Here is a 24,034-nt window from a genome sequence, read left to right as displayed (position 1 = left end):
GCAGCAAGACGATCGCCTGCCACGGTCGCGTCGACCTGCTACGCATCGACGAACCCGGCTACAAGGAACTCAACTGGCACGGCGCCGAACCTCTCCCCTCCAGATTCCTGACCGTAGGCAAGGAGAAGTACAACGCCGCCATCGTCTCGAGCGAGTCGTCCGGCACAACGCACGTGTTCCGGCGAACTCGTGCGAGGCGGTGCCTGAACATGAGGTTCCAACCAGGGTGAGCGTGACTTTGAGGGGGACGTATCCTGCCGATCGTGACGGCAACCTTCGTGCTGGACGGAACTCGGATCAGAACGCTGGAGGATTTCTGGCAGGTCCTCATGGACGCGTTCGACGGCACCGGACGCCTGTACTTCGGCCGCAACCTCAACGCCTTCGCAGACTGCCTCAGCGGCGGACCTGGGCACCCCGAGGTCGACCAGTACATCGTCGAATGGCGCGACCATGCCGTATCCCGTGAGCACCTCGGCTACCCCGAAACAGTGCGCCAGTTGGAACTTCGCCTGTCAAAGTGCCACCCTACGAACCGTCCCGCTGTCAGCGCCGACCTGGCAGCGGCACGCGAAGAACGCGGAACCACCGTCTTCGACTGGCTGATCGAGATCTTCCAGGACCGCGCACCTGGAGCCCTACGGCTGCGGTGATAGGGCACGCCCTGTTCCTCACCGTCCGGCAGATGACCCATGCCGACGTAGTCAGCAAAGGTCATGCACATCGCCTGCGGGTGCAAGCCGAAGCGGCGGCACGAGTCAACCCTGTGCGGACGCAGACGGGGCGAATCGCCATGCCCGACGACAGCGCCCATCCACCCCCGGGCCAACATGCCCCGCACGTGACAGCCCATAACTGCTGTACCCGGGCACAGGGACGACGGCACAAGAGTGGGCATGACCCTGGGTGTACAAGACCGCCACCAGCCGGGACCGCGCCTTCACTGCCAGACCACGACTGCTGCTCTCCCACCTGTCGCGACCGGTGCTGCTTGCCGCCGTCCACGAGCACCACTGGCGCCGGAGGGTTGTGAATGCCTACGTGCGCCTTCTTAAGATGATCACTCATACATAGGTGGGGGGAAATATGACGGACAACCGCGCAGACGGACCCTCGGCGGTGGAGTTCCGGCAGGCGCGTAAGGAGTGGATCGAAAGCAGGATCCAGGACCTTGCCAACGTGCTTGAGAGCGCCGGCCCGGATCTGTACAAGCTGCTACCAGCCGATCTCGGGGAGCGGCGCCTAGCCGCGGCAGTCACCGTGGCCAGGGTGGCCACGGACGAGGCGCGCGCCCGCCCTGTGACGGAGACGGTTCGCCTGCTCGAGCGCCTGATTCCGGGCGGGCACCGCCACGACCTGACGGGCGCAGCCCGAGCGCTCCGTTCGCGGCTGGCGACCTGCGGTGAGCAGGCCGTCTGGTCGTGGAACGCCGCCGCATGGGAGGAGATGGCCCTGTGGTGGTGGAGACGGCATCAGCCGCGCACCGGTGATCCCGCACGGGACTTCGCCGAGTGGCGCTCGCGCTGGTCCGCAGAGATTCCTTGGAACGGCGACATCGACGAGCCCGAGCAGGCGCCTAGACAGCACGGTCGTACGCTCGTCACGCCTGGGGAGTTCTTCGCCTCGGAACCCGAACCGCTGAGACTGCTCGCCCACGCGGTGCTCAGGTCGCCCCGAACGGCCGCCGCCGTCGAGGACGCCGTTCTGCTGCGCGAGGAGCATCTTCAGGGCGCGGGACACCTGAGGTGGCTGGCGGAACAGCAGGCCTGCACCGACCAGCTCGAAGCGTGGCGCAAAGCCCAGCAGGCAACCGGGTCCGAGGCCACACGGGCCTTCCTGGCGGAGCTGTCCGAGACCGTCAAGCGCTACGCCATGCTGGTGCTGCAGCCCGTCGTCGACGCGCTCTCCGCCTGCGAACGCGCGCTCCTGAACGGCAGTCGGCCTGACGCACACCGCAATGCCTCTGACTACCTGGACATGTTCCTCGACTGGCAGGTGCAATCGGACGAGGACGCCTGGTGCGACGGGGCCCCCAGCGCGGACTTGGTACGGCAGGCGCGTGAGCACCACGAGCGGGGAGAGACGACCTGGCAGGGGATGCGGGGTTCCGTGCCCGTCTGGTACCACATCGTCACCTCCCCGAAAGAGAAGGCCGCCGCCCTCGCCTACTCGGGACGGCCGTCGGCCTCCGTCGTCCGCGTCCGGACGGGCGACGACAACGTGACGGTCCCAGGCCCCTCGCTGTTCGAGGGATTCTTCGACGAGGCCGACGAGTCGGCGGACTGGTATCCCCATCCCGGCATCGACGTCCCGTATGAGCCGGACAGCGCCTTCGACTTGTGCGCGCTTCTCGCGCTGGCACAACTCGGCCATGCCAGGCTGGAGTTCCTGACGGTTCACCCGGACGGAACAGTACGCACCCTGCGCTCGGTCCGCGCCCATGTGCGCGAAGACGACGCCAAGGCCTACCGGCGCTGGGCCCTGGCCGCATTGGCGGACCTGGTTCCCGACCCGGAGGACCTCGCCGACCTCCTGGCCGATGAGGAGGAGAGCTCGGACAACGCGGACGGGACCACCGGGTCCGACGGAAAGAAGGGCCCCGGTTCCGACACCGGTCCCGGCGGGATCCACTCCCCGGGCCCGGGTGGTGCCACCTCCCCCCGCCGCACCGCGAACGGCGCCCTTCCGCCCGAACTACTCGGCAAGGTCCGGGCCCTGCTCCGTAAGGCGGAGGACCAGGCCGCTACGGAGGAGGAGGCCCGCGCCTTCCTCGCCAAGGCCACGGAACTCATGGCCAAGTACGGCATCGAACAGGCCATGCTCGAAGACCTGGACCGACCCGCAGGACCCATGGACAAGGTCGTCGAGGTCCACCCGCCCTACGCCAAGGAGATGCGACGGCTGCTCAGCTGGATCGCCGGGGCCATGCGCTGCCGTTCGGTCTATCCCGGAGGCAAGACGCACCGGCACCGGGTCCACCTCTTCGGTTTCGAAGGCGACATCCAAGCGAGCGAGGTCCTGTTCGCCAGCCTGAGGCTGCAGATGCTGGACGGAGCCGACCGCGCCGACCGCCTCCACCGACCGGCGGCGGAGGACGCGCGCGCCTACAAGCGTTCCTGGATGCTCGGGTTCATCCGTGAGGTGACCGACCGGGTCAAGGCCGCGCATGAGGCGGCGCGGGCATCCGCCGAGCACGAACAGAAGGCAGCGGAGGGCACGGAAAGGTCGAGTCGCAGTGTGGCCCTGGTCCTCGCCGACCGGTCGACCTTGGTGACCGCACATCTGAACGACCGCTATCCCAAGCTGGGCAAGACTCGGCCCACGAAGTTCAAGGGTACGGGCTACTGGCAAGGCCGCGTCGACGGCCGACGAGCCGACATCGGTGGGCCGACCATCGTTCCCGACACACCCACTGAGCAACTGGTCGACTGATCGCGTGACAACGGACGGCGAGGGGGAACCGTTGCCAGGTCACTCCTCGTCGTTCGCCGCCAACTCGTTGATCAGCGGCACGAAGGGGTTGAACGGAGAAGCCGGAAGCCCGCATCTCACCCCGCGGGTACTCCGTCTCCAGCAACCGGGGCCGCCGTCACCGCGATTGTGCCCTGCTGACGCATGCGGCCGCTGAAGAGCCGGACAAACCGGGTGCAACCTCGGACGGCGGGGCGCGACGCGTGGGTCGCGAGGTGTGGGCTGGTGGGTCAGACCATGCTCACCTTCCGGGTTTCCCTTCGGGCGCCTGGCAAAGGGGTGCAACCGGTGGTCGGTCTGGAGTGTCCTGAGGGAATATGAGTGCACTCTTGTCCCGGCGCCCGGCTGAACGGCGCGGCCTGCGGCTCTGGCCGGTCGGCACCGTCCTCGTGAAAACACCGGTCTCATACGTGGCGCCTGCAGCGCCGAGCACGACCTCGAAGGCCCGTGTGGCGGCGGTCCGCACCTCGTTCAGCGGCTCATCTGGCCCGAGATCAAAACCGATCCCACGGCTTGACACAAAGGGGAGCCACGAGCGGATGCCGATGACAGACAGCTACCGACGCAGTCGGCCGAGTCGACTGCGGGTCAACCGCCGATACGACGGAGTGCGAAATCAGGCGCCCGCGTGGACGTGCGCGGCCCACACCGACGGCAGGTTCGGATACTTCGTCCTCAGCCGCCTGACCGTGCGATGGACCGCCGCCGACGCGCACAACGCACCGGATCGATCCGCGATCAACTCGCCGTAGATCTGCTGACTGAAGGCTGGTGCCACGGCGTCGTCGACGCGCCAGAGCGTGCCGACCACCTGGGAAAACCCGGCTATCTGAAAAGCCGCCAACGGGTGGATCGCCTCGTCGGACAGGCGCGCGGTGGTGCGGGCCGTATCGCAGGCCGACAGGAAAGCGAACTCCGCGTTCCGCAGGCGCAGCCCGGAAATGTCCAACACCCGAAACGGCGTGCGATCGTGGTCGTGCAGCGCGAGGTGGCTGTCCGAAGGGTTGTCCGGGTCGCTGTACCCGTGGCAGGCGAAGTGCGCCCAGCCACTGGCCGGCAATGCGTCGAGAACGGCGTCACGAGTCGCGTCCGCGCCGACCAGGACCGTGGCGCCGGGTATGAGAGCGGCCAGGTGGTCTGCTTCGGCCTGTGTACCGGGCAGGTCCGGGGCGTCCGGAGTGTGCGGCATCGCGACCACCAGCAGCCGCGGCTCGTTCCGGTCGTCGCGGCGGCCCGCGCGGGCGTGCCCCAGGGCGCGGATCGTCGGCGTCGTCGAGGAGACGACGCGGTCGAGGAGCACAGGTCCGCCGTCGCGGTGGTGGCCCGCCGCGTGCAGCGGGAGCAGGCTGAGCGATCCGACCGGGGCCCACCAGATCCTTGGCCACGGACCATCCGCCGCCGGTTCCGCCGTCAGCCTCAGTTCGCCCAGCACAGGGCCCACGACGGTGTCCCACAGCCACTCGAGCGTGTCATGGATCGCCTGCTCGGCGATCAGCCGCCCTTCCGTGAACGCGGTGTGCAGAGCGCGTACGCGGTGACTCACGGTCTCTTCGCTCAGACCGTCCAGCGCGCGTGACCGGACCCCGTCCGCAGTGACGATCAGCGCGTCACACCGGTACCGGCTGACGTTGATGTACACGATCGGGCCCTCGTGCGCCTGCGCGGTGAGGTCGGTGAGCAGCGGCGGCCGTAGGAACCGCTCCATCCCGGGCAGCGCACGGATCCGGTCGGTCACCGCGTCGAGCTCGTCGGCGAGCGCCACGCGGTCGCTCGTGGTGTCGGTTTCGAACTCCGCGGTGAGCGTCCGGAAGCGCTCGGCCAGCTCGGGTGCCTGCTCGCGCAGACCGGAAAGATCGCTGCGGCTGTCGAGTGCCTGGGCAGCGAGCACGCAGCGCCCGGATTCAAGCAGGGTCACCGCGCTCACCTCGTCGCCGACGGCCAGCGCGCACGCAGCCGCGTCGGCGGCAACCCCGGCGAACCGGCCGAGCCAGTACTGGGCGTCCTCGCGGCCCAGGCGGCGCCCGGCAAGCCGGGGCAGCAGCCGGACCGCGGCGGCGTACCCCTCGGCGGCCACGTCGAACTGCCCCGCCTCGGCTGACAGAGCGCCCCACCGGTCCGCCGCTTCCGCCCGACTCGCCGTCGGCGATCCGGCAGACGCCGCGGCCTCCCGATAGCAGCCGAGTGCCTCGGCCAGCGCGTCGCCGTCGCCGAAGTGCCGGAAGCCGAGCGCCAGCACGTCGGCGACCCGGGTCAGTGAACTCGCCCGCCAATAGGCGTCCTGCTCGGGCCTCCGCGCCGCACTCCGGGCCAGGCCGACCGCCTCGGCGAGGACCTGCGGATCCGGCGGGTCCCGTCGCGCGACGGCGGGCGCGACGGGGTTCGTGCACCAGTCGCCGAGCGCAGCGGCCAAGCTCGAGGTGTACCGAGGCCAGTGCGGGCTGTCCTCCGCAGTCGCGGCCACGGACGCGCGCCGCGCGGCGATGGCGTCCCGCAACGCGTTCCGGTCGCCGAACTTCTCATACGCCTTCTCCAGCACACCGCCGAGATTAGCCAGCCGCACAGCCCGGTCCGGGTCGCCGTCCGCCGTCACATCCGTGGCCGCGCGGTGCGCGTCGATCGCCTCGTCGAGCACGCCCGCCTCGCCCGTCCTGACGAAACAGTCCGACAGTATGGCGCCAAGGTTCGAGAGCCGCCGGGCCTGCCCGGGGACGAGGCTCGCGCCGAGGCGGACGGACTCCCGCGCGCGGTCGACCGCCTCCGACAGAACCTGCAGTTCACCGGTCACCCGGAACCGGGTGTGCAGCACGGCGGCGAGGATCTCGAGTACATACGGGTGGCGGTCCTGCCCTGCCGTGACCTCAGCGGCACGGCGGGCAACGTCGATCGCGTCCATGACATGAGCCAGCTCTCCTGTTGCATGGAACAACGCGTGCAGGTTGACGGCGAGGTTGCCCATGAACTGGACCCGCCGCGGATTCCCCGCGGATGTGCACGCGACGGCCTCCCGCTCGATCACGACGGCCTCCGCGAGCGCGACGCGGTCCCCGAACGCTTCACCGCGAGTGGCCAGCGCCGCAGCGAAGTGGTCCAGCCGCACACCGCGGCGTGGGTGCCCGGCAGGGGTTGCCGCCACCACCGAGCGTCCCAGCTCGATCGCCCGCTCGAGCAGGGCCGAGTCCCGGGTCAGCTCGAACTCGGCGGCGTAGCGGCCGCACGCTTCGGCTTCGGTGTCGGCGCGTTCCCAGTCGGGGGTCCCTTTCGGGCGCTCGCCGGTGAGCGCGGCCCAGTCTCGTTCCGTGGTCGTCAGCTCGACGAGGTTCTGCGAGTGCCGCGGATCGGTGACCGGGGTGTGGGCCACCAGCGTCTGCCGGACCCGAAGCAGTTCGGACAGATCATCCCGCGCTCCGCGAGCCTGGTAGCGGTCGTCGAGAAGGTACGCGAGGTTCTTCAACCGGTCGAGCACGTCGGACGACCCGGCCGGCGTGAGCTCCACCGCTCGCCGCGCGGCGTCGACAGCCTCCTCCACGACACCGGTCTCCCCGGTCTCATGGGACCAGTCGCGCAGGACCACGGCAAGGAAGTGCAGACTCCTCGCGGTAAGCACGTCATCGGGAGAGCACTCGACGGCGGCCCGCGCATGCTCCACGGCTTCAGCCAGGGAAGCGAGGTCCTGCGTCACAGTGAACGCCGTCCGCAGCGCGACAATGAGGTTACCCAGGTAGAACGCCTTCTCCGTGGACGGTTCCTCGTCAACGGCCGTCCGGCTCCACTCCAGCGCGTCAGCCAGGGTTCCACGGTCCTGGTTCTGCCCGAACGCGGTATGCAGCAGCATGCCGATGTTGTTGGCGTAGCTGGCCGAGTCCTCCGGGCTTTCGTATGCCAGTAAGTAAGCCTCCGTGACCATGCGGACGGCTTCCTGCAGGAACTCGAAGTCGCCGGTCTGGTGGTAGCGGGTCTGCAAAAGGCCCCCGAGATTGGACAGGACCAAGCGGCGCTCGGCCACGTCCTCCGCGGCCAGCACGGCACGGCCGAGGTCGATCGCCTTCTCGACCGACGCGGGGTCCGCGCTGTGCCGGGCCACGTGGAACGCCTCCCAGAACCGCTCGGCCAGGCCGTTCACGGGCCCGCCTCCCACCCGTCAGTCCTCGTTGCCGTTCGAGGTGCCGGCCGGGCCGCCAGGCGCCTCATCCGGTTCGGCGACCGTGCGTTTCGGGGTGTAGCCGCGTTCCGCGACCTCCTGCAGCAGTGCCAACTCTTCTGGCGAGAGATCGGGTTCGGGCGGGGGCACGGGTTCGTGCACCATCATCGCTCCTCCTCCGGCACGGTCACCGGTTCTCCGGGTTCGACGAACTCCAGCACGTCGAAGTCCTCCGCCCGCAGCCGCAGGCCCGCCGTCCCGCGCACGCGCACGCCGAACGCCCCGTCGGCACCCATCACGCGCGCCGATTCGAGGTACAGCTCGGCCGGGTGGGGGTACGAGGAGGCGTACGACCGGTTCCCGTACCAGCCGCCCGCCCAGTTGCCGTCCTTGAGCCGCACGCGCACGAAGCATGGTTCGCGGTCGCGGAATGCGTGGTCCCAGGCGCTGGGCGTGCGCAGGAACCGAGCCTTGCGCCGCTGCCGATCCACCAGGGAAACGGTGACCGCCGCCATGGCCGGCACGACGAGGAACAGCACCACGGCGACGAAGCCGACCACTCGCGGCCGGTCCACGAAGCCGTCCCAGCCACCGCCGGCGCCTCGAGCCAGGCGAACCAGCGCCGGCCCCGCCACCACTGCGTACAGGGCGTCCAGCGCGATCGACGCGACGATCGCCCGCAACACCCGCTCACCCAGATCACGCTCACCGGGCACCGGACCACGGCGGCGTTCCCGGACGAACTGATAGGTGACCCCGGGCAGCACCAGAAGAACGAGCAGAACGAGTTGCACGACGGTCGCAGGCGCCTGCACTCACCACCCCCATGTCTCACGAACTCCGCTCGATCAGGCTACTGGCTTGCGTCTCCACGGTCGGCGGAACACCCCCTTCCCCGGCTACTGCAAGGCAGCGGGCCGACCTCGGAAACGGCGGTCCGCATCAGCCTGTTGATCTGCAGGACGGGGCTCTGCCCTACGGCCGCGCTGACGTAGCCGACGACGGCTGGGGCCGATGGGGTTCGCCATAGGGAGGACGCGGTCGCCATCGGGTGTCCACCTGCCCATGGTCGGGACGGCCCCGAGGGCGCCATAAGTAGAACGGCAGGCTGCGATCGCAGGGCTCTCGCTCGACCCAGCAGATCAGTGGGGCGCGATTGCCGACGGCTTCGACGCCGTCGTCGGGGACGGCCGACACCGGGAAAGTCGAGTACGTGGCAGCGCCGGGGATCACCGCCTGCCGTCACGCCGGAGGACTACCTGAAGGCGTGGAACGCGACGATCCCCTGCCACCACACCCGCCGATGCCCCTGCGGCCATTCCGCGCCGCTTTTCCCGTACACACTGGCCCGCATACCCGCCGTCGCGAACCGTGGCTGCGGGCGATCTACGACCGCGGCTACTGACCTGCCCGGACGCCTACGCGTGCCAGACCGGGCGGCGCTCGCGGGCGTGATGTGCGGGGGCATCATCCCGTCACGCGCAGCGTTCACGGCGAGACCACGCACACCCCGGCGCCGGTACCCGCCGCCCCTGGCGCAGACCGGGACACCACACGGCCACGTCGCCCCAACCATCGGACGCACCTCTGGCACTATCCACCCACCCACAGCCCCCGGCAAACGACGCGGCCCCAGCATGGGCACAACACCCGTACCAGCTTCTCCTTTCCGCCGTGCCACCGGGCCGCGACCCTCGGCAAGGGAATTACGCCCGCGGTCTAAGGCTCAGAGCCAGCCCCGCCGCGCCGCCGCCAGTCCGGTCTGGAAGCGGGTGGACGCCCCGAGTTCCGTCATCAGGCGGTGGATGCGCCGCTGCGTGGTCCGGGCGCTCCAGCCCTGCGTGCGGGCGATCGCCGCGTCCGTGAGCCCTGAAGCCAGCAGGCTGACCAGGGCCAGCGTCTCCGCGTCCGGCTGCCCCGGTTCCGCCGAAGTCGTGGGCGCCGCCTCCCCCAGCGGGATCGCCCGCTCCCACTGCGCCTCGAAGAGCGACTGCAGAGCGACCAGCATCGGCGACGGATGGATCAGGTACGCCGCGGACTGACCGCCCGGCGCCAGGCTGAACGGGATGATCGCCGCCCGGCTGTCGCTGATCACCAGCTTCAGCGGCAACTCCGGCCGCATCCGGGCCTGTTCCCCGGCCCGCATGCTCGGCATGATGTCGTCCTGCAGCCTGCCGGGCCACGCCACCGCCTCGCGGTCGTAGATCACCCGGTGGGTCACCCCGGTCCGCTGCCGCTCCAGTTGGCCATCGAGGTTGCTGCCGGGCCGGTCGACGTACGGAGGACGGTCGAAGGCGCACACCTCGCGGCGCGCCCCGGTCGTCAGCCGGTGCACGGCCTTGCTGATGTCCTCGCGGTCCGTGAGCAGTTCCGCGGCCATGTCCGGGTGGCTGATCCTGCCCGCCTCCCGGTGGGTCTCGACGAGCCGCTGCACCAGCGCCCGCGCCTCGCCGAGCTGCTGCTCGCGTTCGTGGATCAGCGCGCCGACCGCGACATCGGGAGCCGTGGCGGAGAACCTCGGCGGCCGCCCCGCGCTGCGCACCGCCAGGCCGTCCCTGACCAGGCCGGACAGCAGCTTCCCCGCCGCGGGCGCGGCAAGGCCGCACGCGTCCGCGACCTCCGCCGCCGTGCACCGCGGCATCCCCACCAGCGCCGTATATACGCGCTCCGCGTCCGCCGTGAACCCCAGAACGTTAAAATCCATGCCCGCTCCCACACCTCCGTGGCACCAACCGGCCACCTGGCGGAGGTAGGCCACCTTTCCCACCTTGCGGCTCATCCGCCGCACTTGACATCTTCCAGCAACGAGCGCGCTGCCCTGCGTTGAGGTGGGCGTCAGCGCGCCACGGTGTGTCCCCCCGCACACCCTCGCCCCGCTGAAAAGGTGTCCCATGTCGCGTGCCCATCCGCACGGAAGACGACGGCTCGGAGCCGTATCCGTCACGTCCGTCGTGTTCCTGGCCCTCACCGCCGCGCTCCCGGCCTCCGCCGCTCCCGTTCCCGCCGGCCGTACGCCCCTCGGTGACGCGTCGCCGCAGAAGGCGCTGCCCGCCCAGCGCTCCGGCGTCGTCCCGGGCCAGGTGCTGGTGACCCTCTCCCCGCAGACCGCCGTGACCGGCCGCAAGCTGCCGGGCAACAGGTCTCAGGCCCACGCCCCCGGGACCAGCAGCGCCGCCGTCAACAAGAAGCTGAACGCGGTCGGCGCCACCTCGCTCCAGCCGCTCTTCCCCTCCCTGTCCGCCGCGGCCACCGAGTCGATGACCACAACCGCCCGCACGCGCCTGGGCGATGACGCGGCCGACCTGTCGCGCACCTACGTCGTACGGACCGGGAACCGCGACTCCGCCGCCGTCGCCCGCGCCTTCCAGGGCACGCCGGGGATCGCCGGTGCCGAGCCCAACCGCTACGTGAACACCATGAACACCGGAGGGCGGCAACTGCCCACCACCGCAAGGGCGTCCGCGAAGCACGCGCCGGCGACCGCGCCGGGCGCCTCCCCCCTCCCCACCAACTTCGCCCTCACCAACTCCGCCCAGGCGTTCCTCAACGCCGGCGGCGTCAACGCGGTGGGCGCCTTCGACATCCTCCAGGGCCGCTACGGGCAGCAACCCGGCACCGGTCGGACCATCACCAACGTCTCCATCGGCGACCTCACCGACCAGGCCATGGCCGACGCCGGTGACCCGTACGTGCAGGGCCACGGCCCGACCACCGTCCTCAAGGACGGTCAGCGCTACCTCGACCTCCCCTCCATGCCGCTGATCCCCGCCTACGTCGCGGCTCCCGACGGGAGCCTCAGCGGCTCGGCGTCCACCAAGGACCAGGACCCCGGCCTCGGCGAAGTCCTCCTCGACTTCAGCGTCATGGCGCCCCTCGCTCACGACCGGCAGCGCCCCGACCGGACCGGAAGCGACTACACCGACCTGCTCGGTGTCGCCCCCGGCGCCGACTACCGCCTCGTCGTCCCGCAGCAGCCGACGATGGACCAGATCGCGACCGCGCTCCTGGCCGCCGCCCACCAGTCGCCCAAGCCGGACGTCATCACCGCCAGCCTCGGCTTCGGCACCGACGCCCAGGGCTTCCCGGGGCGCTACCTCGAGGACGACCCGTACATACGGTCCGTCGTCGCCTCGATCGTCCAGAAGGACCACGTCGTGGTGGTGATCTCCTCCAACGACGGAACACGCCTCTACACCCCGGCCGCCGTCGGCCCCGACGGCGGCAGCACGCCCACCGACACCGTGAAGAACGACAAGTCGGCCACCGACATCAACGACGTGGCCTACTCCACCACCCCGTCACGCGTCCCCGACAGCGGTGCGATAGCCGCCGGCGGCACCACCCTGGACGACACGCTCGCCTCCCGGACCGGGCCCGCCACCACCGCCGAGACCCGGATCAGCGGCTTCGGCACCTTCTCCTCCGGCTTCGGTACCCGTATCGACCTCTCGGCGCCCAGCGACAACATCGTCGCCTTCACCCACACCGAGCGGGGCGACGCACAGTCCGTCACCCCCGTCCTCAACGGCGGCACGTCCGCGTCCGCACCCGAGATCGCCGCGGCCGCCGCCGTCGTGCTCCAGGCCGCCGGTCTTGCCGGACACCACCTGACGCCCGCACAGGTACGGGACGTGCTGAAGCGGACCGGCCGTGAGGTCGCCACCCCGGCGCAGATCGACCGCGAGCTCAACGTCGGCCGGCAGATCGACGTCACCGCCGCCGTCGAGGACGTCCTCGGGCACCGCGGCGGCGCCACCGCGGCCGTACGGCTGTCGGTCGCCCACCGGGTCACCAACGCCGGCCTGGGCGGGCAGTTCCTGGAGACGACCGACCCCAACCACATCGACCTCGGCGACATGGCCTCCGGCGGCAACGGCATGGGCCTGGTGGGCCCGGTCACCTTCGCCGGTGACGTCACCGGCCTCCCCAAGGGCACCAGCCCCACGTACACGCTCACCGTGGGCGCGCGGACCTGGCGCTCCGCCACCCCGGCGATCCGGGTGACGCCCTCGGAGCTGCTGGACGCCGCGGGACTCCCGGTCGTCTCCGACTCCGACCGCACGATCACCGCCACCTACCGCGTCCTGACCGGCGGCCGGACCCAGGCTACCGTGCGCCGCACCCTCACCGTCAGCCCGAGCGACGGCCGTTACGTGGAGAGCACCGCGCCCAAGGCCCCCGCGGTGGTGAAGGTCGGCAACGCGGTCACCGTCACCTACGACCTGACCGGCGTCGCCAAGCTCAACGACCCGCAACTCGTCGTGTCCACCGTCGGCCACTGGAACCCCGCCCTCGCGCCGCTGTTCAGCGCCGCGTGGCACCAGTCCCTGACCGCCACTTCCGGGACGGTCACCGTCCCCGCCGACGCGTTCGGCGCCGGGGGTGGCCTCTACGGCATCGGCATCGCCCAGGCCGGATTCGGCGGCAACCCCGCCCTCACCACCTACGGGGAGTTCGCCCCCGTCCGCGTCGACGGCGAAACCGCCGAGCAGCGCCCGCAGGCGCCGCTGGTCACCGGACAGCAGGGTGTCCCCGCGCACAGTGCCGTGGTCACCCGCGCCAAGGCCGGCTTCACCCTGAGGTACGACGTACGCGACATCCCGGGGGCGAAGTACGCGCAGGTGGAGTTCGCCGCGCCCGCCCCGACGCTCCACAACTCGCTGAACACCTTCACCAACGCCAACGGCACGGCCCTGGACGACAACGGCGTCGACACGCCCTCCAGCGCACACCGCGTCCTGACCGCCACCAAGGGCACCGTCGACCTCGACGCCCTGCGGCTGGGGCTTTCCACCTCCACCGTCTACGGCCTGCGTGTCATGGCCCTGGACAGCCGACACCGGGTCATCGGCCAGGCGTCGCCCGTGTCCACCCTCGAGGTCGACGACGGCCTCGCCCCGGACGGAAGCACGGTGCTGTCCTTCGCCGCTGCGGGCGACGACTCCGTCGCCGCACTGCGGACCGTCTCCGGCACCACCGAGATCCGGCACTACTCCACCAGGACCGGGATCTACGGCCCGGTCATCGCCTCGGACGGCGGCGACGGTTCGGAGTACGAGGTCCTCGGCGCGGCACCCGCCACGCACCGCGCGCTCGTCGTGCACCAGGCGACGCCGGACGGCGACGTGCAGGTGGAAACCTGGGACACCGCCCGCAACACCCTTGTCGGACGCACCACGCTCGCGGCGGCCGACTACCGCTTCGTCGTCGGACGCGTCGACGCCGCCCGCGCCCGCGGCGCGCTGCTGCTGCGAGGCGGCACCGACAACACCGACCTGGTGCTGCCCGTCGACCTGAAGGACGGCACCACCGAGGATCCCATCCCCGCCGACCTGCCGGGCGTCGCCAAGGGCTCGTACAGCCTCCTTGACATCGACTCCTCAACCGGGGACGTCTACCTGGCGAAGGGCGCCCCCATCGCCCTCTGCCTGGGCGGCGTGCAGATCCCGCGCGTGGACACGCAGACCCGCAACGTGAGCCTCGTGGGGACCATGTCCGGTTGCAGCAACGGCTTCGGCTCCGACGGCGCCGGCACGCTCTACAACCTGTCGGCCACCGCGATCAGCACCAAGATCGTCCCGACCAGCGTCCTCGGCTCGCTCGACGTGGCGACCGGCGAGACGGACGACCCGGTGGCGGTACGGCGCGGCCCCGCCACGGGGATGGCGGTGGACGGCGCCAACGGGCTCGCGGTGGCGGCGTTCACAGCGCCGGAGGGCACGAGCTACGCCGGCTCCGGCACCGCCGTCGTCACGGACAACAACGCCACCGGTCAGCTGCTCGTCATCGACGTCACGACGGGCGAGGTGATACGGACGCTGACCGGGTTCCAGATCACGGGCCACGGCGGTCCCCTGGTCCACGGCGGTGTGATGAACTCCGTCCAACTGGACCCGGCGACCCGCACGGGCTGGACGTACGGGGCGTACGGGGCGTACGACGGTCAGATCCGCCAGTTCTCCTACTGAGCGCGGGGCGATCTGTGCCGGGGGGCGAGAAGCGGGGTCACCGCTTCTCGCCCCCCGGCCGGGCGAACCTATCCGGTCGCGGCATCGGGCGCAGGAGTGGGTGCCGCGGGTGGCTCGCCCGGACGAATCCACGTCACGGACACGGGACTTGCATCCCGCTGCGCCGCTGATGAACGCGGCGGCTTCGGCCCTTTACTTCGCAGTGGATCACCGACGACACTGGTGCACCGCACGGCCGTCGGCTCTCTTCGCCCCCACGCACCTCGCCCGAAAGCCCGTCGGCGTACGCCCACCCAGCCTCGCGAGACGGTGCCCCACCCGGCTCAACCTCCGGCAAAGGACGCCCATGCGACACTCCACCTTGCTGACCCGCGGCTTCGGCGGCGGCGCCCTGGCGTGCGCCGCGGTCGCCCTGGCGCTGGTCTTCGTGCGCTACGACGCGCCCGCCCCGCGGTGGGACATCCTGACGGCGCTCGGGGCGTCAGCGGCCGCCGCCGGGGCCTGGGCGCTCGCCTGCCGCCTGGCACCGCCGCTGCGCCCGGGGCCCTCCGCCGCGAAGCCGTCCTCACCGCCACCCGTGCCGCGCCGGCTTCCGATGCCCGCCCGTGACGCCGGGCGCGCGACAGGTGCCGTACTCCTCATCGTGACGCCGTTCTTCCTCACCCGGCTGACCGCAGGGACCGGCGGGGTGCTCGCCGGCGTGCTGATCATCCTCATCTTCATCCTGACGGCGAAGACGCTCCAGTTCGCCCGCCGCCAGACCAGGCAGGCCGACCTCCGCGCCAAGATGCGTGTGCTGTCCGAGGACGCGGGCCGAGGCGGGCTCCACGCCGTGCGCGTCCGGGCCGGGGAGCCGGTGCGGATGCGCTACCTCAAGCGCGGAGACAAACCAGGTCAGTTGGACGTCACACAGTTCCACTGGATCGTCCTCCAGGAGGGCGGACGCGAGATCAGACTCGCAGGCCCCAACGCGGAGGTGGGCCGGGCGGCCCAGCGCCTCGGCGGCCAGGACGGATGGCTCTGCTGGCCGGAACGCTGGAAGCTGATCGAGGACGAACTGCCCGCGGCGTTCGTCGCCGACAACGGCGAGACGGTCATGGGTCTCACGGACCCGGACGAGGCACGCCCCTACCTCAAGGGCGCCGCCAGTCCCGGCGCAGCCGACCGCGCCGTCCGCCGCGTGCCGCGCACCGCCAAGTTCTCCGCGCAGGTGCACGTACCCATCCTCGGCGGCGCCCTTCTCGCGACCGTGATCGCCGCACCCGTCCTCTGGTTCGGGCCCGACCGGCTGCCCTGGTTCGTCACCTGGCTCCTGTGCGCCCTGGCCGCCGCGGCGGCCGTCCACCTGCCGCTGCGGGGGATCGGCGCGGCCAGCCGGGCCCTCCCGGACGGCCCGACCTGGACGGTGCTCGAGGAGTCGGACCCGGCCATCGCGTGACCCGGGCTGGCTCTCCCGCCACGGCCGCCGTGCGCGGTTCGCGGAAGGCTGGCACACGCTGCGCCGGGAAGCCGGACCACGGAAGCCGAGGGCGCGAGGCGTTCCCATACCCGTACCCACGACCAGGCGTCCGGGCGTTCGGGCGGCCGGCCACGGGGCGCCGGCCGACGCGGTCCCCACACACAGCACCGAGATCCGCTGCGTCCAGTGCAGCCGGGCGGGCCGCGTGGGCTTTCATGCCCTGGACCATCGGGCATCCTCGGCCTCGCCATCGCCTCTCGCGGGAGTGTCGTGCCCGTCGGTCGCCTCCTGCTATCGGCCGTCTCGGGCGGTGAGGTAGGCGAGTACCGCCATGACGCGGCGGTTGTGTTCCGCGCTCGTGGTGAGACCCAGCTTGGTCATGATCGAGCCGACGTGTGTCTCCACGGTTCGTTCCGTCAGCCACAGTCGCCGCGCGATGCCGAGGTTGGTGCGGCCTTCGGCCATCAGGGCCAGCACTTCGAGCTCGCGTGGGGTGAGCGCGGCGAGCGGGTCGCGGTGGGTGCCGATCATGCGGGACACGACTTCGGGGTCGAGCGCGGAGCCGCCCGCGGCGACGCGGCGCAGGGCGTCGATGAAGTCGTCCACGTCGAAGACGCGGTCCTTGAGGAGGTAGCCGAAACGGCCGCTGGTGACGAGTTCCACGGCGTTGCGGGTCTCGATGTGCTGGGAGAGCAGCACGATACCGAGGTCGGGGAAGACGTCCCGGATCCGCCGGGCGGCGCGGGCGCCGTCGTCGGTGAGATCCGGTGGCATCCGGATGTCGATGACGGCCAGGTCGGGGCGGTGATCGGTGACGGCGGTGACAAGGGTGGGCGCATCGGCGGCGCGGGCCACGATGTCGTGCCCGGCGTCCGCGAGCAGTCGTGCCAGGCCCTCGCGGAACAGCGCGGAGTCCTCGCCGATCACGATGCGCATGGCAGCACCGCCTCCACGGTCGTACCGCCACCCGGGGTGCTGGTGATGTGCAGCAGTCCGCCGAGTGCGGCGACGCGATCCTTGAGCCCCGACAGCCCCGATCCCCTGCCCGGGTCGGCCCCGCCGCGCCCGTCGTCCCGGATGGTCACGTACAGCGCCCCGTCCTCGTTCCCGCCGACGGCCACTCCGATGCTGGTGGCCTCGGCATGCTTGACGGCGTTGGTGACGGCCTCGCTGGCTACGTAGTACGCGGTGGTGGCGATGTCGTCCGGGAGCGGGCGTCCGTCCAGCCGCCAGTCAAGTCGCACGGGGGCTCGTGCCGCCAGTGCCTCCAGGGCCGGGCCCAGCCCGTCGTCAAGTGAGCTCGGCCGCAGGCCATGCGCCAGTTTACGCAACTCGGCCACTGCTGTGCCCAGTTCAGCCACGGCCTGGTCGAGGAGCCCGTCGACGTCGACGCTGCCGTCGGCGAGATGGCGTTGCGCGAGCCGCAGCGCCATGCCGAGGCTGACCAGCCGCGATTGGGCGCCGTCATGCAGATCCCGCTCCAGGCGGCGCCGCTCACGGTATCCGGTCCGCAGCAACCGGCTGCGGCTGGCCTCCACCTCGTCGAGCGCTCGGTGGAGTTCGAGCCGCAGCCGTACGGTTTCGACGAGCAGGGCGCCGGCGGTCGCGACCTCGCGCGGGCACGGCCCGTCGATGATCCCGATGGGGCGCCCGGCGAGCCGCACCTCGGCGCCCTGGACCACCGGTGCCCCGGCCGTGTCATGGAACTCCGTGCCGCCAGGCAGCAGATATCCGACCCGCAGCCGCGGTTCGCGCAGTGCGTCCCGCAGCACCTCCTCCAACTGCTCGGGCCGCGCCCGTCCCGCGTGCACCTCGCGTTCCAGCTCGTTCACCGCCGCCAGCGCCCGTTCCCGTACGGGATAGAAGCGCCGGTCCACCGACCGGCGCACCCGGTTCTTCACCGGCACCAGTACGACGGCGACCAGCGCCGTCACCGCAGAAGCCGCCATCGCGCTGCCCCGCCCCAGCGCGAGGCCGCCGGTGAAGGACGCGGCACTGTAGACCGCGAGCAGCCCGGCGGTCACCAGGCCCCAGGTGACGACGGCGCTGGTGGCGCGGTCCACGTCGTACAGATCGTGACGCAGGATGGCGAGCGCGGCGAGCGAGGGCACCCCGAGACAGAGCGAGATCAAGCCCACCCAGATCAGGACGCCGACGTGCCCGAAGAGCAGGTAGTCCGTCCAGCACAGGAGCAACGTGCCGGGCAGCGCGACGGCACCGAGCGCGAACCACTTCAACTGCGCCCGCTCGACGGGGCCCGCCGCACGGTAGCGGCCGCGCATGACCAGGCCCGCGCAGACGAGCAGGACCATGAACAGCCCGAGCGCCAGGAAGGACATCCAGACCGCGGACTCGGGCAGCGTGGGCAGGGGATGCCCGTAGTCCTCGAACGGCGGCATGTACCGCGTGGGGTCCATGACGGCCGTCACGTTGAAAACAAGCGTGTCGCTCAGCACCCCGTACAGCACCAGACGCGGAAAACGGCCCGATGGCAGCCGTCCGCTGGGAAAGACCAGCATCAGCAGCAGGACCGGCACGTACCAGATCGTCCACAGCCCGGCCGCGAGCTGATGGATCGCCTCGGCGCCGGGCAGTGGCCGGGAGAGGTTCACATGGTCATAGGTGTCGGTCAGCATGACCAACGGCGGTGCCAGCCCGACGAGACCAAGCAGCGGGCCGACCGGGTTGGCGGGGCGCCGGCGCGAGACGAACAGGCCCAGGAACGTGGCCAGCACGCCGGCGGCCACGGACATCACGAGGTCCATGACTTGGCCGGCGGACACGGCGGCAAGGGGAGTCAGAGCGCAGACCGCCACGACACTTCCTGCGGTCAACAGCGCGACGGCCAACGAGACTCGGCGGGGCCATGGCATGGACCAACGGTAGAGGCGGAGGCGGTCCTCGTCATCCGTGCTGACACGCGGAGCGTCTCCCGTGCCCGCACCGATGTGCGCGCCGGGCCGGCGCTGCCAGCGTGGAGGCTCCACACGCACGCTCTCTTCATCGCCGTCCCGGAACACCCGTCCACGGCCGGAGAGGTGTCGGAACGCCACGAGGCATCGCAGAGTCCATCGCTCAAGGGGGAGACCGTCATGTCCGATCAGCCCGCACTCCTGGTCCCGCAGACCACCGCCTCCGTCCCCGCAGAAACGCGGTCCTTCCTGCGCCCGCTCGCCGTGGCCGCCCTTGGTCTCGTCGTGGTGGGCAACGCGCTCAGCCTGCTGCTCACGGGGTTCACCCCGAACGGGGATCCGAGCCACGGCTTCGCCTTCCAGGAGATCGCCGGGCACCCCGACCGCTTCTGGGCTCTCACCGCCTTCGGCGGCATCGGTCAGGCCCTGCTGACCACCGGTACCGCCTTCGCGGTCTGTCTGCTGGTACGCACCCGGGGCAGCGTGCTGGCCCGGGTGGGAGCGGTCCTGTCGGTCCTGTCGGGTGCGCTGCTCAGCGCCGGCCTCGCCTCGATCGCGGTGCTGTACGGCTACGCCACCGACCCTGCCGTTCTCGACCCGGCGGCCGGCCGGGCCTTCGTGGACCACGCCAACGACCACACCTGGCGCTTCACCGCCCTGGTGACCCCCGGAGCCCTCTGCGGCATCATCGCGATGGCGCTGATCGCCGTCGCCCTGTGGCGCGGCCGCGCCGTGCCGCGCTGGATCCCGGTGATCTTCTTCATCGGCACGCTCGCCGGCTTCGTGATCAGCAGTGGTCTCGCGGGAGTCCTGGTCGCGCTGCCCGCCACGGCCACCATGGTCCTCATCTCCGGGTACGCCCTGCGGGCGACCCGAGCCACTGCCCAGGTCCCGCCCGCCGCCTGAGGGGGAGTCGGCGGCGGGACCGCCACCCCGCCTGGCGCGCTTCTGCGGGAGCGCGCCAGGCGGCAGAAACGGTCCCGGTCGGCTTCCGGCGCGGCCCAGTCCGGGACCGCCACGCCGGAGTACCGGGAGCAGCGGGCGGACCGAACCGGTTCCGGCGAGTACGGAACCCATCCCCGCGCGCCGGGCCTGTCCATGTCCCCGATCTCATGCCCTGACCAACAACGCCTCCAGTGCCTCAGCTGTAGTCGGATAACGGTCGAGCAGGGCCGCGCCCGCCGGCTCCGGGGCCGCCGTGGTCCAGGGGTCGTCGCAGCCCAGGAGGTGGGCCAGTGCGTCGGTCGTTGCCGGGTGGGCGGTGAGGAGGGTGGCGCCGCGGACGGATTGCTTGCGGGGCGCCAGGACCGGCGGCGCCGGTTCGGCCTTCCACGGGGGGATCCACGCGTCCAGGGCGGGGAGGCGGCCCGGGAACATGCGGCCCGCCTCGCGGATCAGGAGGGGGGCCAGTTCCGTGCCGCCCGCGCGCAGGCTCGTGATCAGGGTCGGGAGCCACGGCAGCAGGACCTGGTCCGGCAAACGGCCGAACGCCTTCGAGACGGCTTCCACCACCACGTCCGCCAGGCCCGGGACCGGTTCCAAGGCGTGCAGCAATCCGCTGAGGTAGCGCGGGTACGCGGGGACCACCATCGGGTTGGCCAGCAACTCGTCGCACTTGGCCCGCAGTTCCGTGCGGGTCATGGTGCCCAGATGGACCTGGGCCGCCCACAGCAGCGCCGTCTTCGACGGGTCCTGCGGGTGGGACTGCGCCACCGCCAGTTCCAGCTGGGTCCGGTCGCAGCCCAGCGACAGCGCCAGGGTCTCCATGCTGAACAGGAAGCCCAGCATCGCCGCCACCTGGCGGACCGTGGCGTCCTCGTCGGTGAACGCCGTCGGCAGCAGGGTGCAGTAGTGCGCGTACCCGGTCTTGGTGAAGGACTCGATCCACGACGGCAGCGTCGGTTCGCTCGTGCGGTAGTACGCGAGGAGCCGGCGTACGCGGCGCAGCACCTCCGGTGCGCCGTCCACCGTGCGCTCGGCCGACAGCACCTCCAAGGCGCGCGTGCCGAGTTCCTCTGCGAGGCGGCGGCTGTTCAGGTAGAGGGTGGCGTCCTCGACGGTTTCCAGGACGGTCGCCGCGGTGGCCTTCGGGTCGTACGCCCGGCGGCGCAGGCGCTGTTCCAGGACCTGCTCGATGCTGACGCCCTCGTACCCGAGCTCGATCAGCGCCCTCTGGTGCGTGCCGAGCGCCAGGTCCCAGGACTCCTGGATCGGGCGCTCGCCGAGCTTCCGCTCGCCCATGATCGGCCGGGCGGTGCCCTCGGGCATCAGCCGGCGCAGCATCCACAGCACGTCGGAGCACGGGCCGAGTTCCGGCCGGCCGGCGATGTCGAGCAACGCCCGCTGCACCCCGCGCTGCTGCAGCTTGAGGTTCAGCGGTGCGAGGCGGTCGTGGACGTCGCGGGCGAGGGGCGGCAGGGCGTCGTAGCCGACCTGGCCGATCCGGTCGCCGCCCATCATGATCTCGACGATCCGGCGCACGTCGCGCCTGCCGGGCACCGCGTCCTTCTCGATGCACGTGACCGCCGCGTCCTGGAAGTCGTACGGCGTGGGCTTGGCCCGGTCCCGCATCCCCGCCAGCAGGATCGACGTCTCGAACACGGCGATCGCGTCGGCCGTCGAGGCGAGATAGCCGTTGCGCCGGGCGGCGCGCACGATGTCCACCGACCAGCCCAGCAGTTCGGCCTCGTCCAACTTGTCGAGGACGGGCGGGCGCTGCAGGAAGCCGGTCAGCTGGTCGGCCGCCGCAGCCTGAGGGGCGGGTGGCAAGGTCTTGACGGGCGCCGCCTTCTTCGCGCCCGCCTGGCCCGTCAGGCGGTACGGCTTGACCCGCGTCCGCTTGAGGTTCTTCGTCCACTGCGTCGCCGCGATCGACACCGAGCCCGCGGCGAGGCCGAACTGCGCCTCGATCGCCGCGTGGCTGGACGGGATCAGGCCGTGCAGCCACTTGGTGGCGCTGCGCGGGCTGATCTCGAACGTGTCGGTGCCGTCCACGCCGAACTCGGCGACCCGGCTGGCGGCGTGGAAGGCACCGCAGACGTACACACAGTCCGCCGGGTCGGTGCCCGTTGCTGCCAGGTGCTCGCGCATCCGGGTCCACATGTGGCGCTCCCGGTCCTCGTCCACGCGCACCCGGTGCGGGTCGCCGGGGGCGAGGCGCCGGAAGAGGCTGCCGATGAGGAACATCACCTGGCGGTACGTGTCGTGGTCGGCGTCGCCGAGCGGCAGCTCGACGTACTGGTGCCACCACTCCGACCAGTGCCGCACCCGGCCGTGGCGCAGCAGGTGCTCCTCCAGTTCGGCAAAGCGCGGCCGCAGGTCACCGATCTCCACGCCGACCGCGTCGCCGTGCAGCGCCGCCTCCTCCTCGGCGGGCGGCGCGTCCGGGTCGTCCGGCGCGTCGGGCCGCTCGGCGCGGGCGTCCCACTGGAAGACGTGGTCGGAGGAGCGGTCGACCAGGACGAGCTCCACGCCCGGCGTGTCCAGCGCGTAGGCGATGGCCTGGTACTCCGCAGAGGCCTCGGTGATCGGGGCGACCACCGACAGTGGGGCCCAGTCGGCGGGGAAGCCGTCGGCCTCGCTCGCGTACGCCTGGACCGCCACCGGCAGCCGGCAGTTGCGCAGCTCGGTCAGCAGCGGCGTCATGTCCTCGCACAGCTCCAGGTACACGACCTTCGGCTGCTTCTCGCGCAGGCGGCGCGCCATCGCGACCGCCGAGGCGGGCGAATGGTGGCAGACCGGGAAGACCTCCAGCGGCTCGCGCACCGCGCGGTCGACGTCGTCAACCATGCCGAGCAGGATGCCCTCCAGGGCGTCGGGCCCGTCGGCGAACGTCGTGGCCGCTTCGCGGAGCTGGCCGCGCAGCGCCTCGAAGGTGCCCTCGTGCGTGGCGGTCATGACAGGGTGGCGATCGCGTCGCGGCCGCCCTCCAGGAACTCCGGCCAAGCGCCCCCCTCGTCCTTGCTGCGCGGCTCGACGACCCCGTGCAGGTACTTGTTGAGAATCGCCAGGTCCTCGGGCTCGCGCCGGGCCAGCGAGCCGACGAGCGAGGAGGCCAGGGTGCGGGCGGTCAGGGCACGCTCGCCGAAGAAGTTGCTGTGCAGGATGGAGTCCTCCAGCACGCCGATCTGCTCGGCGGTGGACAGGGCCGACTCCAGCTTCTCGTCGTCGCTGCCGGCCGCTGCGGCCGAGGCGCGCAGGTCGGCGAAGCTCTGCAGCAGCACGTCGAGCAGGGTCGGCGGCACGTCCAGCTCTATCTGGTGGCGGCGCAGCAGCTCCTCGGTGCGGAAGCGGACGATCTCCGCCTCGCTCTTCTTGTTCGTCACGACCGGGATGCGGACGAAGTTGAAGCGGCGCTTGAGCGCGGAGGACAGGTCGTTGACGCCGCGGTCGCGGCTGTTGGCGGTGGCGATGATCGAGAAGCCGGGCTTGGCGAAGACGATGTTGTCGCTGTCGCCGTCCAGTTCGGGGACGGAGATGTACTTCTCGGAGAGGATGGAGATCAGCGCGTCCTGGACGTCGCTGGTGGAGCGGGTGAGCTCCTCGAAGCGGCCGATGGCGCCGGTCTCCATGGCCGTCATGATCGGTGAGGGGATCATCGAACCCCGCGACTGGCCCTTGGCGATGACCATGGACACGTTCCAGGAGTACTTGATGTGGTCCTCGGTGGTGCCGGCCGTGCCCTGGACGACGAGTGTGGAGTTGCGGGATATGGCGGCGGACAGGAGTTCGGCGAGCCAGCTCTTGCCGGTGCCGGGGTCGCCGATGAGCAGCAGGCCGCGGTCGGATGCGAGGGTGACGATGGAGCGCTCGACGAAGCTGCGGTCGCCGAACCACTTCTGCGAGATCTCGCGGTCCAGGCCGTCGGAGGGCTCCGAGCCCAGGATGAACAGCCGGACCATCTTGGGCGACAGACGCCAGGAGAACGGCTTGGGGTTGTCGTCGACCGACTCCAGCCAGTCCAGTTCCTCGGCGTACTTGGTCTCTGCGGGGGCGCGCAACAGGTCGGACATGAGGGGCCTTTCGGGCGTGGTGGGGTTGTTCGGGCTACCTGGGTTGCCTTGCGGTGTCTTGGACTGCCCGGGGG

13 protein-coding genes are annotated in these 24,034 nt (G+C 71.1%); 5 read left to right on the top strand and 8 right to left on the bottom strand.

The genetic code is table 11. From position 1 onward, the window contains the following. Nucleotides 1-263: 263 nt before the first annotated feature. Together CHF15_RS27175 and CHF15_RS27170 are read left to right on the top strand one after the other, a co-directional pair. Entirely contained in the window at nucleotides 264-653 is a 390-nt protein-coding gene (locus CHF15_RS27175) for a barstar family protein (RefSeq protein ID WP_089226508.1), read from the top strand. Between the two features lie 433 nt (nucleotides 654-1,086). Further along, nucleotides 1,087-3,432, top strand: a complete 2,346-nt coding sequence (locus CHF15_RS27170) for a DUF2786 domain-containing protein (protein WP_089226507.1) — start codon at nucleotides 1,087-1,089, stop codon at nucleotides 3,430-3,432. Between the two features lie 655 nt (nucleotides 3,433-4,087). Here the strand turns inward: CHF15_RS27170 and CHF15_RS27165 are convergent. From CHF15_RS27165 to CHF15_RS27155, 4 genes are all read right to left on the bottom strand, one after another. Continuing rightward, nucleotides 4,088-7,591, bottom strand: a complete 3,504-nt coding sequence (locus CHF15_RS27165; protein ID WP_089226506.1) for a CHAT domain-containing protein — start codon at nucleotides 7,589-7,591, stop codon at nucleotides 4,088-4,090. Nucleotides 7,592-7,609: 18 nt separating this feature from the next. Then, nucleotides 7,610-7,777 (bottom strand): hypothetical protein, encoded by a 168-nt coding sequence (locus CHF15_RS45090; protein WP_179279974.1) that lies wholly within the window; start codon nucleotides 7,775-7,777, stop codon nucleotides 7,610-7,612. After that, nucleotides 7,774-8,424, bottom strand: a complete 651-nt coding sequence (locus tag CHF15_RS27160) for a DUF6338 family protein (protein WP_089226505.1) — start codon at nucleotides 8,422-8,424, stop codon at nucleotides 7,774-7,776. Before CHF15_RS27160 ends, CHF15_RS45090 begins: the two co-directional genes overlap by 4 nt. A gap of 911 nt (nucleotides 8,425-9,335) precedes the next feature. After that, entirely contained in the window at nucleotides 9,336-10,313 is a 978-nt protein-coding gene (locus CHF15_RS27155; RefSeq protein WP_089226504.1) for a helix-turn-helix domain-containing protein, read from the bottom strand. Between the two features lie 187 nt (nucleotides 10,314-10,500). Here CHF15_RS27155 and CHF15_RS27150 point away from each other — a divergent pair, with 187 nt between their 5' ends. Further along, nucleotides 10,501-14,577 (top strand): S8 family serine peptidase, encoded by a 4,077-nt coding sequence (locus CHF15_RS27150; protein ID WP_089226503.1) that lies wholly within the window; start codon nucleotides 10,501-10,503, stop codon nucleotides 14,575-14,577. Nucleotides 14,578-14,923: 346 nt separating this feature from the next. Continuing rightward, nucleotides 14,924-16,015 (top strand): hypothetical protein, encoded by a 1,092-nt coding sequence (locus CHF15_RS27145; protein ID WP_089226502.1) that lies wholly within the window; start codon nucleotides 14,924-14,926, stop codon nucleotides 16,013-16,015. 312 nt (nucleotides 16,016-16,327) lie between these two features. Here the strand turns inward: CHF15_RS27145 and CHF15_RS27140 are convergent, their stop codons facing one another. Together CHF15_RS27140 and CHF15_RS45085 are read right to left on the bottom strand one after the other, a co-directional pair. Continuing rightward, nucleotides 16,328-16,972, bottom strand: coding sequence for a response regulator (locus CHF15_RS27140; RefSeq protein ID WP_089226501.1), 645 nt, complete (start codon nucleotides 16,970-16,972; stop codon nucleotides 16,328-16,330). Further along, nucleotides 16,960-18,819: a sensor histidine kinase gene (locus tag CHF15_RS45085; RefSeq protein WP_179279980.1), complete on the bottom strand. Its 1,860-nt coding sequence runs from the start codon at nucleotides 18,817-18,819 to the stop codon at nucleotides 16,960-16,962. Before CHF15_RS45085 ends, CHF15_RS27140 begins: the two co-directional genes overlap by 13 nt. A gap of 309 nt (nucleotides 18,820-19,128) precedes the next feature. Between CHF15_RS45085 and CHF15_RS45080 the strand changes: the two genes are divergently transcribed. Continuing rightward, on the top strand, nucleotides 19,129-19,854 hold the full coding sequence (locus CHF15_RS45080) for a DUF4386 family protein (RefSeq protein WP_107418572.1): 726 nt from the start codon (nucleotides 19,129-19,131) through the stop codon (nucleotides 19,852-19,854). Between the two features lie 204 nt (nucleotides 19,855-20,058). On the opposite strand, the gene CHF15_RS27130 is transcribed toward CHF15_RS45080, so the two are convergent. Together CHF15_RS27130 and CHF15_RS27125 are read right to left on the bottom strand one after the other, a co-directional pair. Beyond that, complete coding sequence (locus CHF15_RS27130) at nucleotides 20,059-22,845, bottom strand: DUF5682 family protein (RefSeq protein WP_089226499.1); 2,787 nt, start codon at nucleotides 22,843-22,845, stop codon at nucleotides 20,059-20,061. Beyond that, complete coding sequence (locus CHF15_RS27125; RefSeq protein WP_089226498.1) at nucleotides 22,842-23,960, bottom strand: ATP-binding protein; 1,119 nt, start codon at nucleotides 23,958-23,960, stop codon at nucleotides 22,842-22,844. Before CHF15_RS27125 ends, CHF15_RS27130 begins: the two co-directional genes overlap by 4 nt. Nucleotides 23,961-24,034 lie beyond the last annotated feature (74 nt).

The organism is Actinacidiphila glaucinigra, from assembly GCF_900188405.1.
Classification (GTDB): Bacteria; Actinomycetota; Actinomycetes; order Streptomycetales; family Streptomycetaceae; genus Actinacidiphila; species Actinacidiphila glaucinigra.
The sequence above is the reverse complement of the archived record's forward strand: the minus strand, read 5'-3'. Positions and strand labels throughout refer to the sequence as shown.

Excerpts from the sequence above, each read along its gene's own strand:
- CHF15_RS27170 (WP_089226507.1), top strand. The coding sequence starts at position 1,087 with ATGACGGACAACCGCGCAGACGGACCCTCGGCGGTGGAGTTCCGGCAG.
- CHF15_RS45090 (WP_179279974.1), bottom strand. The coding sequence starts at position 7,777 with ATGATGGTGCACGAACCCGTGCCCCCGCCCGAACCCGATCTCTCGCCA.
- CHF15_RS27155 (WP_089226504.1), bottom strand. The coding sequence starts at position 10,313 with ATGGATTTTAACGTTCTGGGGTTCACGGCGGACGCGGAGCGCGTATAT.
- CHF15_RS27150 (WP_089226503.1), top strand. The coding sequence starts at position 10,501 with ATGTCGCGTGCCCATCCGCACGGAAGACGACGGCTCGGAGCCGTATCC.
- CHF15_RS27145 (WP_089226502.1), top strand. The coding sequence starts at position 14,924 with ATGCGACACTCCACCTTGCTGACCCGCGGCTTCGGCGGCGGCGCCCTG.
- CHF15_RS27140 (WP_089226501.1), bottom strand. The coding sequence starts at position 16,972 with ATGCGCATCGTGATCGGCGAGGACTCCGCGCTGTTCCGCGAGGGCCTG.
- CHF15_RS45080 (WP_107418572.1), top strand. The coding sequence starts at position 19,129 with ATGTCCGATCAGCCCGCACTCCTGGTCCCGCAGACCACCGCCTCCGTC.
- CHF15_RS27130 (WP_089226499.1), bottom strand. The coding sequence starts at position 22,845 with ATGACCGCCACGCACGAGGGCACCTTCGAGGCGCTGCGCGGCCAGCTC.
- CHF15_RS27125 (WP_089226498.1), bottom strand. The coding sequence starts at position 23,960 with ATGTCCGACCTGTTGCGCGCCCCCGCAGAGACCAAGTACGCCGAGGAA.